This is a genomic window from Cryobacterium sp. TMT1-19, from assembly GCF_004403055.1.
GTDB classification, from domain to species: domain Bacteria; phylum Actinomycetota; class Actinomycetes; order Actinomycetales; family Microbacteriaceae; genus Cryobacterium; species Cryobacterium sandaracinum.
This window is the reverse complement of record NZ_SOHB01000035.1, coordinates 43,596-59,352: the sequence shown is the minus strand read 5'-3', so window position 1 is coordinate 59,352 and position 15,757 is coordinate 43,596. Positions and strand designations below refer to the sequence as shown.

Annotated in this window: 17 protein-coding genes, 1 tRNA gene, 1 other RNA gene and 1 pseudogene; 7 read left to right on the top strand and 13 right to left on the bottom strand. The window is 67.0% G+C overall.

Annotated features, from left to right (window positions below; translation table 11 throughout):
- Nucleotides 1-357 (bottom strand): annotated as a pseudogene (locus tag E3T40_RS10065) (hypothetical protein); the annotation flags it as partial.
- Between the two features lie 344 nt (nt 358-701).
- Nucleotides 702-774: transfer RNA gene (locus tag E3T40_RS10060), tRNA-Lys, on the bottom strand.
- Nucleotides 775-897: 123 nt separating this feature from the next.
- Between E3T40_RS10060 and E3T40_RS10055 the strand changes: the two genes are divergently transcribed.
- The 4 genes from E3T40_RS10055 (at nt 898) to E3T40_RS10040 (ending at nt 4,029) form a co-directional block, all read left to right on the top strand.
- Nucleotides 898-1,752, top strand: coding sequence for an inositol monophosphatase family protein (locus E3T40_RS10055; protein WP_104171599.1), 855 nt, complete (start codon nt 898-900; stop codon nt 1,750-1,752).
- Between the two features lie 3 nt (nt 1,753-1,755).
- Nucleotides 1,756-2,307 carry a septum formation family protein gene (locus E3T40_RS10050; protein ID WP_134543331.1) on the top strand — a complete coding sequence of 184 codons (552 nt, stop codon included), beginning with the start codon at nt 1,756-1,758 and terminating at the stop codon, nt 2,305-2,307.
- A 22-nt stretch (nt 2,308-2,329) separates the two neighbouring features.
- Nucleotides 2,330-2,794 carry an Rrf2 family transcriptional regulator gene (locus tag E3T40_RS10045; RefSeq protein ID WP_134543329.1) on the top strand — a complete coding sequence of 155 codons (465 nt, stop codon included), beginning with the start codon at nt 2,330-2,332 and terminating at the stop codon, nt 2,792-2,794.
- Between the two features lie 71 nt (nt 2,795-2,865).
- Entirely contained in the window at nt 2,866-4,029 is a 1,164-nt protein-coding gene (locus E3T40_RS10040) for a globin domain-containing protein (RefSeq protein ID WP_134543327.1), read from the top strand.
- A 24-nt stretch (nt 4,030-4,053) separates the two neighbouring features.
- Here the strand turns inward: E3T40_RS10040 and E3T40_RS10035 are convergent, their stop codons facing one another.
- The 6 genes from E3T40_RS10035 to prfB all read right to left on the bottom strand — a co-directional run bounded on the left by E3T40_RS10035 (nt 4,054) and on the right by prfB (nt 10,282).
- Entirely contained in the window at nt 4,054-5,778 is a 1,725-nt protein-coding gene (locus E3T40_RS10035; RefSeq protein WP_134543325.1) for a SulP family inorganic anion transporter, read from the bottom strand.
- A 103-nt stretch (nt 5,779-5,881) separates the two neighbouring features.
- Nucleotides 5,882-6,256: a transfer-messenger RNA gene (gene ssrA, locus E3T40_RS10030) on the bottom strand.
- 149 nt (nt 6,257-6,405) lie between these two features.
- Nucleotides 6,406-6,882, bottom strand: a complete 477-nt coding sequence (gene smpB / locus E3T40_RS10025; protein WP_104171594.1) for an SsrA-binding protein SmpB — start codon at nt 6,880-6,882, stop codon at nt 6,406-6,408.
- A gap of 90 nt (nt 6,883-6,972) precedes the next feature.
- Complete coding sequence (gene ftsX / locus E3T40_RS10020) at nt 6,973-7,887, bottom strand: permease-like cell division protein FtsX (RefSeq protein WP_104171593.1); 915 nt, start codon at nt 7,885-7,887, stop codon at nt 6,973-6,975.
- Nucleotides 7,884-9,092, bottom strand: a complete 1,209-nt coding sequence (gene ftsE / locus E3T40_RS10015) for a cell division ATP-binding protein FtsE (RefSeq protein ID WP_134543323.1) — start codon at nt 9,090-9,092, stop codon at nt 7,884-7,886. The genes ftsX and ftsE overlap by 4 nt, the downstream gene beginning before the upstream one ends.
- An 80-nt stretch (nt 9,093-9,172) precedes the next feature.
- Nucleotides 9,173-10,282, bottom strand: a complete 1,110-nt coding sequence (gene prfB / locus E3T40_RS10010; protein ID WP_104171700.1) for a peptide chain release factor 2 — start codon at nt 10,280-10,282, stop codon at nt 9,173-9,175.
- 190 nt (nt 10,283-10,472) lie between these two features.
- On the opposite strand from prfB, the gene E3T40_RS10005 reads away from it, so the two are divergent.
- The 3 genes from E3T40_RS10005 (at nt 10,473) to E3T40_RS09995 (ending at nt 12,971) form a co-directional block, all read left to right on the top strand.
- Nucleotides 10,473-11,744, top strand: a complete 1,272-nt coding sequence (locus E3T40_RS10005; protein ID WP_104171591.1) for an MFS transporter — start codon at nt 10,473-10,475, stop codon at nt 11,742-11,744.
- 67 nt (nt 11,745-11,811) lie between these two features.
- Nucleotides 11,812-12,312 (top strand): nitroreductase family deazaflavin-dependent oxidoreductase, encoded by a 501-nt coding sequence (locus tag E3T40_RS10000; protein WP_104171590.1) that lies wholly within the window; start codon nt 11,812-11,814, stop codon nt 12,310-12,312.
- 2 nt (nt 12,313-12,314) lie between these two features.
- Nucleotides 12,315-12,971, top strand: coding sequence for a pentapeptide repeat-containing protein (locus tag E3T40_RS09995; protein ID WP_158251958.1), 657 nt, complete (start codon nt 12,315-12,317; stop codon nt 12,969-12,971).
- Between the two features lie 191 nt (nt 12,972-13,162).
- On the opposite strand, the gene E3T40_RS09990 is transcribed toward E3T40_RS09995, so the two are convergent.
- The 5 genes from E3T40_RS09990 to E3T40_RS09970 are packed head-to-tail and all read right to left on the bottom strand — an operon-like array spanning nt 13,163 to nt 15,700.
- Nucleotides 13,163-14,047: a DMT family transporter gene (locus E3T40_RS09990; protein ID WP_104193868.1), complete on the bottom strand. Its 885-nt coding sequence runs from the start codon at nt 14,045-14,047 to the stop codon at nt 13,163-13,165.
- A 42-nt stretch (nt 14,048-14,089) separates the two neighbouring features.
- The gene (locus tag E3T40_RS09985) at nt 14,090-14,629 is read right to left on the bottom strand and encodes a pilus assembly protein TadG-related protein (RefSeq protein WP_104171588.1); all 540 of its coding nucleotides are present in this window, start codon (nt 14,627-14,629) and stop codon (nt 14,090-14,092) included.
- Nucleotides 14,626-15,069 (bottom strand): hypothetical protein, encoded by a 444-nt coding sequence (locus E3T40_RS09980; protein WP_104171587.1) that lies wholly within the window; start codon nt 15,067-15,069, stop codon nt 14,626-14,628. The genes E3T40_RS09985 and E3T40_RS09980 overlap by 4 nt, the downstream gene beginning before the upstream one ends.
- Nucleotides 15,070-15,094: 25 nt before the next feature.
- Nucleotides 15,095-15,505 (bottom strand): TadE family protein, encoded by a 411-nt coding sequence (locus tag E3T40_RS09975; protein WP_233193937.1) that lies wholly within the window; start codon nt 15,503-15,505, stop codon nt 15,095-15,097.
- Between the two features lie 6 nt (nt 15,506-15,511).
- Nucleotides 15,512-15,700: a hypothetical protein gene (locus E3T40_RS09970; protein ID WP_104100207.1), complete on the bottom strand. Its 189-nt coding sequence runs from the start codon at nt 15,698-15,700 to the stop codon at nt 15,512-15,514.
- Nucleotides 15,701-15,757 lie beyond the last annotated feature (57 nt).

The following is a 15,757-nucleotide window of genomic DNA, read 5'->3' as shown; positions in this document are numbered from 1 at the left end:
GAGTGCCTCTTCGACCAGCTTGTCGGCCGCCTCGGTGTCGGCCATCATCGTGCCGACCGCGACCAGCTTGTAGGCGTCACCTGTGGACGAGCCGGTCCAGTTCTGGATCAGGGCCTCGGGCGAGAGGAACCCCTGCTGCGCGGCCAGCCCCGAGTGGCCGAGTTCCGGGCGGGACCGGCGGGCGATGGTTGCGGCCATCAACGCGGCATAGGTGTCGAGCAGACGGCGCGCGCAGGCGATCCGCTTCTGGCCGGCCAAAGCCTCGGCGTCGGGAAGAGCCGCGAGGTCGGCGCTCGAGGAGCCCAGCAGGGCGACGGCATCGGCCGCCTGCCTGAGGTCATCCGCGAGGTTCGTCATGTTATGAGGATACCTCGTCGGGTACGTATAGTCGAGACTTATGCATCAATTGCTGTGATAAATTCAGATCTTTGTTCTAGTAGCAGAACGCGGAGGTCGCGCTGGCATGCCGATATGGTCTGGGGTCGGCGTGTCGGTCTCGCGGCGCAGGTTATGGACCGTGGCGGACGTTCCAACGTGCGCCTGCTTCCTCACCGTGCGCCGGGAGAGGGGAGGTCAGACGGGAGCCTCCAGGGATCACCTGACCGGGTCTCGACGGGCTCGAGCACCTAGGGAGGACACCTGAGGAGGGCACAAAAAAACCCCTTCCATTTGGTGAAAACCTGATGAAAGGGGCCTCGCGGTGCACCCCCCCGGACTTGAACCGGGAACCCACTGATTAAGAGTCAGTTGCTCTGCCAATTGAGCTAGAGGTGCGTGTTTCTTTACTCTCCGACCCAGGGTGACCCGAACCGACTCTAGATACTAACAGCACGATTGCCTTCGGCGCCAATCGAGGTACAAACCGGAGAGTCGCGCCAAAATTACTAGTCTTGGTCTGTGACCCAGCCCCAGAAGTACTCCCTCGATGACGACCTCCAGCTCGCGACCGAGCTCGCCGATCTGGCCGACGCGATCTCGCGCGACCGGTTCACCGCGATGGACCTCGTCGTGACGACCAAACCCGACCGCACCCCGGTGACGGACGCCGACCAGGCCGTGGAGCGCGCGATCCGGACCGCCCTGGCCGAGCGGCGCCCGGCCGACGGCATCCTCGGTGAGGAATTCGGCACCGAGGGCACCAGCGTGCGGCAATGGATCATCGATCCGATCGACGGCACAGCCGGTTTCCTGCGCGGCATCCCGATCTGGGGCACCCTGATCGCCCTCGCCGTCGATGGCGATCCGGTGGTGGGGATGGCGAGCTCCCCAGCCCTCGGCAAGCGTTGGTGGGCGCGCACCGGCGGCGGCGCCTGGATGACCGACGAGCGCACGCCCGGCGCCGACCCCGTGCGCCTGGCCGTGTCCGGCGTGGCCGAGCTCGCCGACGCCTCGCTCAGCTACAACAGCATCCAGCAGTGGGACCAGACCGGGCACCTCGACGAGCTGATCACACTGTCCCGCCAGGTCTGGCGCACCCGCGCCTACGGCGACATGTGGTCGTACATGCTCCTCGCCGAGGGTCTGCTCGACATCGTCGCGGAATACGACCTGCAGCCATACGATCTCGCGGCCCTGGCCCCGATCGTGCAGGAGGCCGGCGGCCGGTTCTCCTCCGCCGACGGCCGGCCCGGCCCCTGGCACGGCAGCGCTCTGGCCACCAACGGCCTGCTGCACGAGCCGGCTCTGCGGGCCCTCGGCACCGCGACCACCACCACGGATGCCCCCGCGTCCCCGAGCGCGCCGACCCGCTAACCGATGATCCCGCCGCGCACGCACCCCGGAACCCTGACCCTGCTGATCGCGGCGGCCAGCGTCCTGACCGGCAGCCTCACCGGCTGCAGCGTGATCGGCGACATGCTGCCGACGCCGGTCCGCAGCGTGGCTGCCGTGCCGGCATCCGCTCTCGGAGAGGTCACCGCTGTGGCCGACCTTCTCGTCGGAGACTGCCTGCGTGAGGTTTCGGAGGGACTGGACGTGAACGCATCGATCGTTCCGCGGGTTTCATGCGACGAGAGCCACGAGTTCGAGGTATTCTCCCGGTTCCCGGTGCCGGGCGACGCCTTCCCCGGCGACAACGCCGTGACCGCAATGGCGGAAACCGGCTGCGGTTCCCTGTTCGAAGACTTCGTGCTGCTCGAGTACCGGGCGTCAAGTCTGGACTTCGCCTACCTCACCCCCACGGCGCAGAGCTGGGCCGACGCCGACGTCCTGACCAGCCCGAACGGCCCGGGCAGCCGCGACGTCTCGTGCCTGATCACCGACCCGGCCGGCGCCGTGACCGGCACCCTGGCCGGCGCATCGCGCTGACCCGCGGCCATACTGTTGACCCATGAGGATCAATGCCTTCTCGGATGTCTCCCTGCGAGCGCTCATGTTCCTGGCGACGCTCCCCGACGGCGAGCTTCAGACCTCGCGGGTCATCGCCGAGGCGGTAGCCACCCCGTACAGCCATGTCAGCAAGGCCGTCATGCGACTCCGCGAGCTGGGACTCGTGGAGTCACTGCGCGGCCGTACCGGCGGAGTGAGGATCAGCCCGGACGGGCGCACGGCCACCGTGGGCTGGCTGCTGCGCCAACTTGACACCCGCGACGATGTCGCCGACTGCGAGACGCCCCACGGTGACTGTCCGCTCAGTGGCGGCTGTGGACTCCGCGGGGGGCTCCGACGAGCACGGGAGGCGTTCTACGCCGAACTCGACGACCTTGTGATCGCGGCTCTCCCCCATATCGGCTTCCCCGCTCCCGTTGTCCTCACGCTGGCACCCCCGCCGCAGCGCCGCGCCGATCGGGGGTAATGGGATACAACCAGATATTAAGCATTTGAAATGATACTTTTGGGTACGTCCCTCAATTGCTTGGAGTTTGCATGCTATCCACCCAGTCACTGCCCCTCATCAAAGCGACTCTGCCCCTGGTGGGCGAGCGCATGCCCGAGATCGCGAAGAACTTCTACGGCCGGATGCTGACCGCTCACCCCGACCTCTTCGACGGCCTCTTCAGCCGCTCCAACCAGAAAAACGGCTCGCAGCAGCAGGCCCTGGCCGGAAGTATCGCCGTCTTCGCGACCTACCTGGTGCAGAACCCCGGCACCACGCCGGAGGCCATGCTCTCCCGCATCGCCCACAAGCACATCTCCCTCTCCATTGCGCCCGAGCAGTACGACATCGTCTACAAGTACCTCTTCGAGGCCATCGCCGAAGAACTCAGCGACGTCATCACGGCCGAGATCGCCGGCGCCTGGACCGAGGTCTACTGGCTGATGGCCCACGCCCTGATCAAGATGGAGAAGGGCCTTTACGCCGGTCTCGCCAGTGACAAGCCGCTCGCCCCCTGGGTCGTCGTGAAGAAGGAAGCGGCCGGCACCGACGCCGTCACATTCACCCTGGAGCCGGCCGACGACACGCCCGTGACGCCTGCCCTGCCGGGCCAGTACGTCAGCGTCACGGCCACCATGCCCGACGGCATCCGCCAGGTGCGCCAGTACTCGCTGTCGGCCGGCACGGCCACGACCCGCGTCTTCACCACCAAGCTCGACGCAGACGGCGAGGTCTCCCCCGTGCTGCACCGTGATGTGCAGGTCGGCGACACGCTCATCCTCTCCGTGCCGTGCGGCGACATCACCCTAGATCAGGGCACCGGCCCGCTGATCCTGGCCTCGGCCGGAATCGGCTGCACGCCCAGCGCATCGATCCTGCGCTCCCTGGTGGACACCGGCTCGAAGCGCGAGGTGCTCGTGCTGCATGCCGAGAGCAACCTCGAACGCTGGGCGCTGCGCGACCAGATGAGCGAAGACATCGCACTGCTGGAAGCAGCAGAGCTCGAACTCTGGCTGGAGATCCCGAGCGAGGGCCACCACGAGGGCTTCATGTCCCTTGAGAACGTGACGATCCCGACGGATGCCTCGGTGTACCTGTGCGGTCCGCTCCCGTTCATGCGCAGCCTGCGCTCACAGGCGCTGGAGTCCGGTGTGCCGGCCGACCGCATCCACTACGAGATCTTCGGCCCTGACCTCTGGCTTGCCGGCGTCTGATCCGCGCGGAATCTCAGCGCAGCCTCAGTGCTCGTCGCCCCATTCGGTGCCCTCGAGGTCGCCGCGCAATGTGCCGGTGACCTCGTCGACCGCCTCGCCCACGGTGCCCGCGAACCGCTCCGGTGGGAACCGTCGACTGAGACCGTAGTCGCGCAGGTGGTCCTTCACCGGACCCTTCATCTCGGCGAAGATCAGCGTGATCCCGCGTGAGGCGAGGAAATCGTCGAGTTCCAGAAGTTCTTCCACGGCGGTCGTGTCGATGTCTGTGATCGGCTCGGCCGCCAGGATGACCGTGTGCACGTCACTCCCTGCCTCGGTGACGACGCGACGCACGAAATCGTCGAAAATGCCGCCGTTGGCGAAGAACAGCGGCGCGTCGAAGCGCACGATGACGATGCCGGGCAACCGCTCGCCCTCCGGATGACGGGACAGGTCGTGGTACCCGCGCAGCCCACGGATGCGCCCGAGCTCAGCCCGGTAGGGTCGCCAGGCGTGGCTCACGAATGCCCCGAGCGACAGCACGATCGCCACGCCGATGCCCTCGATCACGCCCACGACCACGACACCGAGGAACGACGCGATGGACAGCGCGGCATCCACTTTGTTCATCCGCACGAGGGCGAGGAACCCCTTCACGTCGATCAGACCGGCGGCGGCGACGATCACGACAGCAGCGATGGTCGCCGAGGGCAGGTAGTCGGTGAGTCCGGGCGCCAGCAGCATGAACACCACGATGAGTGCGGCGCCGACCACGCCCGTGAGCTGGGTTCGTGCGCCCGCGCTCTCGGCAACGGGGGTGCGCGAGGACGACGCCGAAATGGGGAAGCCGCCGAGCAGACCTCCCGCGATGTTCGAGGCGCCGATCGCCGCCATCTCCTGACTCCCGTCGACACTCTCGCCGCGGCGCGCGGCGAACGTGCGCGACAGCACGGCCGTATCGGCGAAGGCGATCAGGGCGACGCCGAGGGCGGGAAGGGCGAGCGCGGCGACATCCGCCCAGACCAGACCGCCGAGCGCCGGAGCGGGCAGGCCCTGCGGCATCGCCCCGACGACGGGTATGGTGCTGTGAAGCCCGAGTACGGCAGTCAGCAGTGTCGCCAGCACGACGGCCACGAGCACGCCGGGGATCCGAGATCTGCCCCAGGACAGACCCACGATGATGAGCAGCGACCCGAGTCCGAAAAGCAACGCGGTGAGGTTGACTTCGCCCCCGGCGATACCGGCCCCGATTGCGATCACGTCGGCAATCGGCTGACCCGAGTCGATCGAGAACCCCAGCAGCGCCGGCAGTTGAGAGATGATCACCAGGAGTCCGAGGGCATTCAGGTAGCCGACCCGGATGGGCTTGGAGAGCAGGTCGGTGACGAATCCGAGGCGGAGCAGTCCGCCCAGCAGGAGGATCAGGCCGACCATGATCGCGAGTAATCCCGCCAGGGCCACCGCTCGGTCGTCGTCGCCGAGGGCAAGCGGCAGGATCACGGCCGCGATGATCGGCGCCAGGGCCGAGTCGGGGCCGAGCACCAGCACGCGAGAGGGGCCGAACAAGGCATATGCCGCCAACGGAATGATCGTGGCGTACAGGCCGGTCTCTGGCGGCAGGCCGGCCACCTCGGCGTAGCCGATGCCCACCGGGATCAGCAAGGCGGTGAGCACAAGCCCCGCCCTCAGGTCAGGGAGCAGCCAGGCGCGCCGGTAGTTGAGCGCGGTATCGATACCCGGCACCCACTTCTTCACCCACGCAGCCGCCATTGAGTTCCTCCCGGCCCATCTTCCCCCATAACCACGACGCAAAAAGGCCCGAACCCCATGAGGGGTCGGGCCTTCCGGCTCCACAACGTGTGACAGCAACCGGTGGTGGAGATGGGGGGAATTGAACCCCCGTCCACTGCTGTGGTCATATGCCTTCTACGGGTGTATCCAGTGAAATCGTTCTACTCGGCTCCGGAATTTGCCGCTGGCATCTAATCCGACGAGCCCAGCCCTCGTTTAAGTCCCCCTACACCCCGCGGCTCAGAGTAGGAGCAATCTCTCTAAATGACGTCAGGGTCCGGGTAGAGAGCATTCCCGGCCTGGCGGACTTCTTAGTGCGCTCGCTTAGGCAGCGAGGGCGAAGTCAGTGCGGTTTGATTTGGCACTTATTGTTTTGCAGAGATCGTTTACGAGATAACCCTGCATCCTCGACCCGCTTCTCATAATTGCGCAGGCAATGTCGAAACCGATCATCCCCATGTGCACTCGCTGCCACCATGGCGGCATTCAAGTGGGTCACTGTCACACGCTATTGAGTTTTCAATCTGCTGAGTGTCAATCCGCACGGCCCGGTTGGATCGCTCGGATCGTGCAGTCCTTTAGCTTACAATACGACGAGGTGGAAGGCTAGTCGCCGAGGTTCTTTCGGGCGGAGATGGCCCGGTCGGACTCGCGCTTGTCCTGGCGCTCGCGCAGCGTCTGGCGCTTGTCGTACTCTTTCTTGCCCTTGGCGACCGCGATCTCCACCTTGGCCTTGCCGTTCTTGAAGTAGAGCCGCAGCGGGACGAGCGTGTAGCCGCCCTCTTTGGTTTTGTGGCTGATCTTGATGATCTCCTGCTTGTGCATCAGGAGTTTGCGCTTGCGCCGCGGCGGGTGGTTGGTCCACGTGCCGGCGACGTACTCCTGGATGTGCACGGCGTCCAGCCAGATCTCGGCGTTCTCGATGAAGGCGTAGCCGTCGACGAGCGAAGCCCGACCGGCCCTGAGAGACTTGACCTCGGTGCCGCTGAGCACCATTCCGGCCTCGTAGGTCTCCTCAATGAGGTAATCGTGGCGTGCCTTGCGATTGGTCGAGACGACCTTCTCGCCTATTTCCCTGGGCACGGCATACTCCTCGACTCGGTGGGTGTGTTCGGACGCGATGCCGACCAGCCCACCAGTCTAGCGCTCTGGGGGCGGGCCGAGCGGACTAGGTCAGACCTTCAGATAGCGCGTGATGGCGAATTGCGCGGAGAAGGCCGCCAGCACCGCGCCGACCACCAACAGGATCGGAACCACCACGAGGGCGTCTTGCATGCCGACGAGGGAGAAGTTGGTCAGACGTGCGCCCAGATAGCCCTGCACGAACCAGTACACGAGACCGAGAACGGCACCTCCCGCCAGCAGCGATCCCAGCAGAGCCGCGAACACACCCTCCAGGATGAAGGGCGTTTGAATGAACCGGTTGGATGCCCCGACCAGCCTCATGATGCCCAGCTCGCGCCGCCTGGAGAACGCGGAGAGACGGATGGTGGTGGCGATCAGCAGGGCCGCCGCCACAAGCATCAGCGCGGCGATGCCGATCGCGGTGTAACTGGCAACGTTCAGCACGGAGAAGATCTGGTCCAGGTACTTTCGTTGGTCCGCGACGTTCTCCACCCCGGCGACGCCGGACAGAGCCTCTACGAGCACATCCGATTGCGAGGGATCGCCGAGGTTGACCCAGAAGGTTTCGTTCAGCTGGTCAGCGGTGACGTAGTCGACCACCGGGTTGTCGGCGAACTGCTTCTTGAAGTTCTCGAAGGCCTGGTCGTGAGTCTCGAAGTAGTACTTGTCGATGAACGGTAACAGGGTAGGGGACTCGAGCTGCGCCTTGACCGTGTCGATCTGTTCGGGCGTGGCCTCCCCGGCCGTGCACGTCTCACCCGACGAAATGGCGGTGCACATGTAGATGCCCACCTGGGCGCGGTCGTACCAGAAGTTCTTCATCTGGCCGATCTGCATCTGCATCAGGATCGCGGCGCCGACGAAGGTCAGCGAGATGAAGGTCACGAGCACCACGGAAACGACCATGGAGGCGTTGCGGCGCAGGCCGTTGGCTGCTTCGGAGAGCACGAGTCCGAGTCTCATCGGGTGGGCCCTACATTCTGTTCGCCGGTCTGGTCCGGTTTTTCGCCCGGCGCGCGCAGCCCGAGCTTCTCGGCCAGGGTCAACTGCTCCGGCACGTCGTGCTGGGTGATCGGAAGAACCGGCCGGGTCATGGCCCGGCTCAGGTCGGTCATCGAAGCGTCGGCGGCGGAATCCGCTTCTGCTTCTGTGTCCGTTTCTGCTTCTGCTTCTGCTTCTGCTTCCACTTCTGCGTCCTCGGACGATCCGTCGTCGAGGGGCGCCGGATCGGCCGAACCCTTCGCGGCTGAGAACGGGGCCGCGGCAGGCTCGGCGACCGGCGCCGGCACGGGAACCGGTGGAAAGGTGAGGGGAGGGTGCGACGCAGGCAGAACCTCGTCAGTGGGTACGGCGGCAGGGGCGGCGGCGGTGGCCGGCGCGAAAATGGATGACGGTGCCGCAGCCGCAGGTACCACACCCGACGAGCCACTGGGAACCTCTCGGGCGGAACGGCGCCCGGTGCCGGCGGTGGTGGTGGGGATGGCCGCGGTGGCGTAGCCACCCTGGCGCTCGTCGCGCACGATGCGTCCGCCGACAAGTTCGATCACGCGGCGCTGCATCTGGTCGACGATGCCGGCCTCGTGGGTGGCCATGATCACGGTCGTGCCGGCGGCGTTGATACGTTCGAGCAGGGCCATGATGCCGGCGCTGGTGGTGGGGTCGAGGTTTCCGGTGGGCTCGTCGGCCAGCAGGATCTGCGGCTTGTTCACGATGGCGCGGGCGATGGCAACACGCTGCTGCTCACCACCGGAGAGTTCGTGGGGCAGGCGCAGCGCCTTTTCGGCCAGTCCGACCATCTCGAGGGTGTCGGGCACGGCTTCCTGGATGAACCCGCGCGACTTGCCGATCACCTGCAGACTGAAGGCCACGTTGTCGAAAACGCTCTTATTCGGCAGCAGGCGGAAGTCCTGGAAGACGACGCCCATGTTGCGGCGGAAATAGGGCACCTTGCGGTTGGAGATCGACCGCAAGTCCTGTCCGAGCACGTGAATGCTGCCGCTGGTGGGCCGGTCTTCCTTCAGCACAAGGCGGAGGCAAGTCGATTTCCCCGAGCCGGAAGCACCGACGAGAAAGACGAACTCTCCGCGCAGCACTTCGACGCTGATGGCGTCCAGTGCCGGTCGGTTCGTTCCCGGATACTTCTTGGTGATGGTGTCAAAACGAATCATGGCCCCTTGAGCCTAAGCAGGCATCTTGATAATTCCTACTCCGACATACCTAACCGGTGACAGACCCGCAGATCGAGGCTCTAACCCTGCGGCGCCTGCTTGCGCCAACGGATGCCGGCGGCGATGAAACCGTCAAGGTCGCCGTCGAACACCTGGCTGGGATTGTTGACCTCGTAGTTGGTGCGCAGGTCCTTGACCATTTGGTACGGCGCGAGCACGTAGCTGCGCATCTGGTCGCCCCAGCTGGCCGTGATCACCCCGGCCAGCTCCTTCTTGGTGGCGGCTTCCTGCTCGCGCTGCAGCAACAGCAGCCGGGACTGCAGCACGCGCATGGCGGCGGCCCGGTTCTGGATCTGGCTCTTCTCGTTCTGGCAGCTCACCACCGTGCCCGTGGGCAGGTGGGTGATGCGCACGGCGGAGTCGGTCGTGTTCACGGACTGGCCGCCGGGGCCGCTGGAGCGGAAGACGTCGACCCGGATGTCGTTCTCGGGCACCTCGATCGACTCGGTCTGCTCGATCAGCGGAACCACCTCCACAGCGGCGAAGGAGGTCTGGCGTTTACCGGCGGAGTTGAACGGGCTCATCCGCACGAGGCGGTGCGTGCCGGCCTCGACGCTCAGCGTGCCGAAGGCGTAGGGCGCATCCACCTGGATGGTCGCGCTCTTGATGCCGGCCTCTTCGGCGTAGCCCACGTCGAGCACCTGCACGGGGTAGTTGTGCTGCTCGGCCCAGCGCAGGTACATGCGCAGCAGCATCTCGGCGAAGTCGGCCGCGTCGACGCCGCCGGCGCCGGAACGGATGGTGATGACCGCCGGACGCACGTCGAATTCGCCGTTGAGCAGCGTGTGCACCTCGAGGTCGCCGAGCACCTTCGTGATGCTCGCGAGTTCCGCGGTGGCCTCGTCAGCCGATTCCTGGTCACCCTCGGCGTTGGCGAGTTCCACCAGCACCTCAAGGTCGTCGAGGCGGGACTCGATGCTCACGATGCGGGCCAGCTCCGACTGGCGATGGCTCAGCTGGCTGGTCACCTTCTGCGCGTGGTCGGAGTCGTCCCACAGATCGGGCGCACCGGCCTGTTCATTCAGGTCGGCGATATCGGTGCGGAGTCGATCGATATCGATCACCGACCGGATGTCGTCGAACGTGGCCCGCAGTGCGGCGATCTGCTCCGAGAATTCCAGCTCAATCATGTCGGACCCCAGCCTACCGGGCCACCCGGTCACCGCATCCGCTCGTGGAGTCCGCTTTCAGCGCCGGATGCGGCTGGTCCGGACCCTGGAAATGTCCATGCTGACCATTCCGTGTGGCCGCGGTTCGTCCACGGCGGAATGCCCTGCCCGGCGTCAACCAACACCCGCCCGGGGATAACATCGATAAGCCATGAGTAACGCCGACCGCCCCTTCCAGATGCGTTCCGTCGCACTCGCCGCGTTCCTGCCGACCCTCCTGTTCTCGATCGGCGAGGGCGCGATCATCCCGCTGATCCCGATCGTGGCCAACGACCTGGGTGCCACACTCGCGATCGCAGGGTTCATCGCCGCCATGATCATGGTGGGTGAACTGGCCGGGGACATCCCCAGCGGCTGGGTGGTCTCCCTCATCGGGGAGCGCAACGCCATGATCTGGGCATCCTTGCTCACGATCATCGCCGTACTGATCTGCATCGTCGCTCCCAACCCGCTCGTGCTGGGCATCGGCATCTTCCTGATCGGCCTGGCCACCGCCGTGTTCGCCCTGGCCCGCCACGCGTTCATGACCAGCTACGTGCCTCTGGCCTACCGGGCCCGGGCGCTGTCGACCCTCGGCGGCATCTTCCGCGCCGGCTGGTTCATCGGCCCGTTCATCGCCGCCGCCCTGCTCAGCCTCACCGACAGCACCGAGTCGGTGTTCTGGGTGTTCGTGGTCTGTTGCCTCGGCGCGGCCGCGATGCTGCTCCTGCTGCCCGATCCCGAGAGCACCTTCGGTGGCCCTCAACTGGTGAAGGCGCCCGACGGATCTGTCGTGCCGGCCGGGCGGGAGCTCGCGGCCGAGGAATCCCAGGGGCTGTTCCGCACCATCTGGGGCTACCGAGCGGTGCTCCTGCGCCTTGGCACGGGCGCGGGCCTGATCGGGGCGATGCGCGCCTCCCGCACGGTGCTGCTCCCGCTCTGGGCGGTCAGCATCGGCATCAGCGTCCCCGACATCGCCCTGATCATCGGCATCGCCGGCGCGGTCGACTTCGCCCTCTTCTACGTCAGTGGCCAGATCATGGACCGTTTCGGCCGCCTGTGGACCGCCATCCCGTCGATGATCGGCCTGGGTGCCGGGCACCTCATTCTCGCGTTCACACACGACTTGCCCGGCAACGTGGAGTGGTTCGTCGCCGTGGCCATGATCCTGTCGCTCGCCAACGGCATCGGCAGTGGCCTCCTGATGACGCTCGGCGCCGACCTGGCCCCGAAGAACACCAGCCCGGCACCGTTCCTGGGCGCATGGCGCTTCACCGCCGACCTGGGCGGGGCCGTCGCCCCCCTGGCCGTGGCCGGCCTGACCGCGGTCGCCACCATCTCGATCGCCAGCGTCGTGATGGGAGTGTTCGGACTGTTCGGCGCCGTGATTCTGGGCCGCTACATCCCCCGCTACGCGCCTCGCCGGCCGCGCATGCGTCCCTGACGCTGCCTCGGCCCCACCGCGCTGAACCCGGGGAATGGGAGACCGACCGAGGGCGTTTAATGGTCGTATGCCCCTCATCGGAGAATACGAGCCCGGCACCCAGCGGTGGGTGCGCGACCAGGTCGACCTGTACGAAAGCTCCGGAGGCACGGAAGGCACCACCCTGCGCGGGATGCCCGTCATCGTGCTCACCACCCTCGGGGCCAAGTCGGGCAAGCTGCGCAAGACCCCGCTGATGCGCGTGGAGCACGAGGGTGCCTACGCCGCCATCGCCTCCCTCGGCGGCAGCCCGAAGAACCCCGTCTGGTACGGCAATGTGGTGGCCCACCCTCTCATCGAGCTGCAGGATGGCCCCAGCCGTCAGGACATGCTGGCCCGCGAGGTCACCGGCACCGAACGCGCTGCGTGGTGGGAGCGGGCCGTGGCCGCGTTCCCCGACTACGCCGACTACGAAAAAAAGACCGACCGGGTCATCCCGGTGTTCGTGCTGGAAGCGGTTCCCCCCGCCGCTCCCGCTGCCATCGCTCCCGCCACTACGACTGCCGCCGCGGCTGCTCCCGTCTCCTGACGGTGGCACGCGCGAATACCCGCGGTCCCCGAATCGACCGAATCGTGTTGGCCGGCCTGACCGACTCCGACGGCAGCGACCTCCGCGCCGGTGACAGCCGGGAGGCCGAGCGCTTCAGCGCATGCGACCTGTCCGGCCGGGACCTGACCGGTATCGGCTTCCAGGAGTGCGAGCTGCGCGGAGTCTCCCTCAGCGACACGCAGCTGCGCGGGGCATCCGTCGCCGACTGCGTGGCCGGCGAGCTGCACGCGACCGTCTTCTGCGCGCCCCGCTCGATCTGGCGGGACGTCAGGGTGGAGCACTCCCGGCTCGGGGCGCTCGAGCTCTACGAGGCCACCCTGCGCTCGGTGCACATCGACGAGTCCAAGCTCGACTTCGTGAACGTGCGCGGGGCGACGCTGACCGATGTGCTGCTCTCCAACTGCATCATCGAGGAGCTCGACCTCGGCGGCGCCACCGTACAGCGCTTCGAGATGCGCGACTGCCGCGTCGGCACCCTCGACGTGACCCGTGCCACCCTCAAGGACGCCGACCTACGCTCGAGCGACTTCAGTGCCATCCACGGGCTTGAGGGGCTGCGCGGCGCCACCATCGATGACGCCCAGCTCAGCCTGCTTGCGCCCGTTTTCGCCGCACACCTCGGCATCATCGTCACCTAGCCGAGTCAGTCCCCTAGCCGTGGGCGCTGCGCAGATAGCCCGTCCCTAACGAATTCGACGGAGATTTTGCCGAAATCAGCCCCAGACCCGCCGAAAACAGGCCTTTGAGACAATATCTCCGTCGAATTGGTTCAACGCCGGGCAGCCGGCGACGGATGCCCGCACGCGCCCGGTCGGGGAATCGCGCCCGATCAGGGAATCGCGCCCGCAATGATCTCGAGTTCGGATTTCGGCGTTTCGCGCTGGCTGGCGATGGCCGCGCCGGCCGCCACGCACACCACAAGGATGGCGATCTGCTGCTGCACCAGGAAGGTCTCCCCCAGTACCAGCGCGCCGAACAGCGCCGCGATCACGGGGCCGAAGCTGGTGATGATCGCGTAGAGGCGCGGGGTGATGCGGCGCAAGATGAAGGTGTCCAGCGTGTACGGGAACGCCGACGAGAGCACGCCGATGGCGAGCAGCAGCCCGATCACGCCCCAATTGAGGCTCGGCCAGTCGACCGTGAGCAGCGCGAACGGCACCAGCAAAGTCAGGCTGACGACGCTGGCCACGGAAATGCCCTCAAGCCCGGGGAAGGTCACGGCCACCTTGCGGGTCAGCAGAATGTAGGCCGCCCATGACGCCGCCGCGGTCAGGGCGAAGAGGATGCCGAGCAGATTGAGTGCCCCGTCAGACCAGGTGAGCAGGAACACCCCACCGGCCGCCGCCGTGGCGTAGACGAAGTCGAGCAGGCGGCGCGACGAGGCCAGCGCCAGAGCAAACGGACCGAGGAACTCGATCGTGGCCGCGATGCCGAGCCCGAGCAGGTCGACAGCCTCGTAGAAGGTGAGGTTCATCACCGCGAGCACGACACCGAGCGCCAGCGCCGGCCACAGCCGCCGCCAGCTGAGGCCGGCCAGTTTTGGCCGGTAAAAGGGCAGCACCGTGGCGGCCATCACCAGCTGTCGCACTGCGACGACGACGGGCGAGCCGACGAGCGGAATGGCCAGACCGGCGAGGGACGACCCGAAGTTGATGCTCACCTCTGTCACGACCTGGGCGCCGGCACCGGTCAGGCGGTCGCGCTCGGCCGTCACGGTTCTCCTCCCCTGCGCCGGGGCAGGCGCGTTTCGCTAACGCTAGCGGAACACCGAGCGCGCCACCGCCGTGACCTCCAGCGGCACCCCGGCCGGCAGCAGCACGGCCAGCACCGGCGGACGCCAATAGGCACTCAGTGAAACCGTGGCGCTTTGCCCGTCGACGGATGCCGCACCGCTCACCCTCAGTCCCTCCATCCGGCCATCCGGGGTGGCTGCGAGAAACTCTTCCACGGCCGTCCGCACTCCAGCAGACGACAGGGAGGGTCGCAGCTCCGCGCCCGAGCCGTCGACCGTGACGGCCATCGCGCCCAGGTCGAACGCTTCGGCCCCGGCGAGCGCAGCGCCGTCCGCGAGGGTCAGCAGGCGTTTGCGCTCCAGGTACAGAGAGGTCGCGGCCACGACGACGAGGATCAGCAGCAGGGCGAGGAAGCCGTAGAAGATCGTGAGGATGAGCGTCGATCCTTTCTCGCCTCCGGGCCGGATCGGCAGCCGGCGCCGCCACCGCGCCGCCCGCGATCCCGATGGCGTGCCCGCGAGCGCGGCCGCGCAGGCGACCGCTGAGCCTCCGCCGCCGCTCATCCGGCCCGCCAGAAGCGGGACACCGTCTGCGTGGCCTGGGCCTCCAGGGGAACACTGGCCGAGTCGCGCAGTGAGAGGAGGTCCGGCAGCAGCGGCAAGGCCACCCGGATGCGCACGGTGACCGTGACCGTGCTCTGCCGGGTCAGGCATCCGTTCACACCGGCCTCGCAGGCCACGTTTACCTCGGCACCCGCAGGGTCGATGCCGTAGTCCGTGAGCCCGAACTGCACGGCCCGCTCGGCGCGGGCGTTCGCCGCGGCCTCATCGGGCGCCTGGACGTAGACGCGTGCGGCCTGGCGGGCTGCTCCCTCCACGGCGAGGGCGCCGCCCTGCAGCGCCGCCATCGCCAGCACCAGGTAGACGAGCGGCGCCAGCAGGATCAGGCCGGCCGTGATGAACTCCAGCGAGGCCGAACCCTGCTCTCCGTTCGCCGACCACACACGCCAACGGCTGACTCGGCCCCCACTACCGCAGGGTCTCGACCGTCGCATGTCCGACCACCTCCAGCCCGCGATCGACGCCGAACAGGGCCAGCAGCGGCAGCGGCGCCACGACGCGCACCTGCACGCTCGGGAACCCGCCATAGTCCCCATAGCTGGCCTCCACATCGGTCGCATACGCGGGCCCGATCGACGTCGTGATCAGCTCGCGGGTGCGTGCCGCACCCTCACCCAGCCCGCTGTCGGCGAGCGCGGCGTACCGGGCTCCCTCGGCGGCGGCGTCAAGCACGGTGTTGCGCACGAGCAAGGTCAGCCCCAGCTGCATGACGCCGAGCGTCAGCGCGGTCAGCAGTGCGCCGACCATCACGAATTCGGCGGCCGCCGACCCCTCCTCACCACCGATCGATCGGGTTCGGTTCCCCCGCGTGCGCGTCACGGCCGGTCACATTCCGCTGACCCGGTCGATCGCCTGTTGGAACACGCCGCTCAACGCCGGACCGGCCAGACCCCAGATGATCATGACCAGCCCGGCCGTCATCAGAGTGATGAGCACCCATCCCGGAACGTCGCCTCGTTCATCGCCCCCGGCATCGCTCCACCGGTCGCGCACACGTCGCTGCAGTGTCTTCATGATTGACTCACTTTCTCTCGTGGGGACAGTGGTTCTCTCGTGCGGCAGTGGTTCAGT

Excerpts from the sequence above, each read along its gene's own strand:
- E3T40_RS10050 (WP_134543331.1), top strand. The coding sequence starts at position 1,756 with ATGATCCCGCCGCGCACGCACCCCGGAACCCTGACCCTGCTGATCGCG.
- E3T40_RS10045 (WP_134543329.1), top strand. The coding sequence starts at position 2,330 with ATGAGGATCAATGCCTTCTCGGATGTCTCCCTGCGAGCGCTCATGTTC.
- E3T40_RS10040 (WP_134543327.1), top strand. The coding sequence starts at position 2,866 with ATGCTATCCACCCAGTCACTGCCCCTCATCAAAGCGACTCTGCCCCTG.
- E3T40_RS10035 (WP_134543325.1), bottom strand. The coding sequence starts at position 5,778 with ATGGCGGCTGCGTGGGTGAAGAAGTGGGTGCCGGGTATCGATACCGCG.
- ftsX (WP_104171593.1), bottom strand. The coding sequence starts at position 7,887 with ATGAGACTCGGACTCGTGCTCTCCGAAGCAGCCAACGGCCTGCGCCGC.
- ftsE (WP_134543323.1), bottom strand. The coding sequence starts at position 9,092 with ATGATTCGTTTTGACACCATCACCAAGAAGTATCCGGGAACGAACCGA.
- prfB (WP_104171700.1), bottom strand. The coding sequence starts at position 10,282 with ATGATTGAGCTGGAATTCTCGGAGCAGATCGCCGCACTGCGGGCCACG.
- E3T40_RS10005 (WP_104171591.1), top strand. The coding sequence starts at position 10,473 with ATGAGTAACGCCGACCGCCCCTTCCAGATGCGTTCCGTCGCACTCGCC.
- E3T40_RS10000 (WP_104171590.1), top strand. The coding sequence starts at position 11,812 with ATGCCCCTCATCGGAGAATACGAGCCCGGCACCCAGCGGTGGGTGCGC.
- E3T40_RS09985 (WP_104171588.1), bottom strand. The coding sequence starts at position 14,629 with ATGAGCGGCGGCGGAGGCTCAGCGGTCGCCTGCGCGGCCGCGCTCGCG.
- E3T40_RS09970 (WP_104100207.1), bottom strand. The coding sequence starts at position 15,700 with ATGAAGACACTGCAGCGACGTGTGCGCGACCGGTGGAGCGATGCCGGG.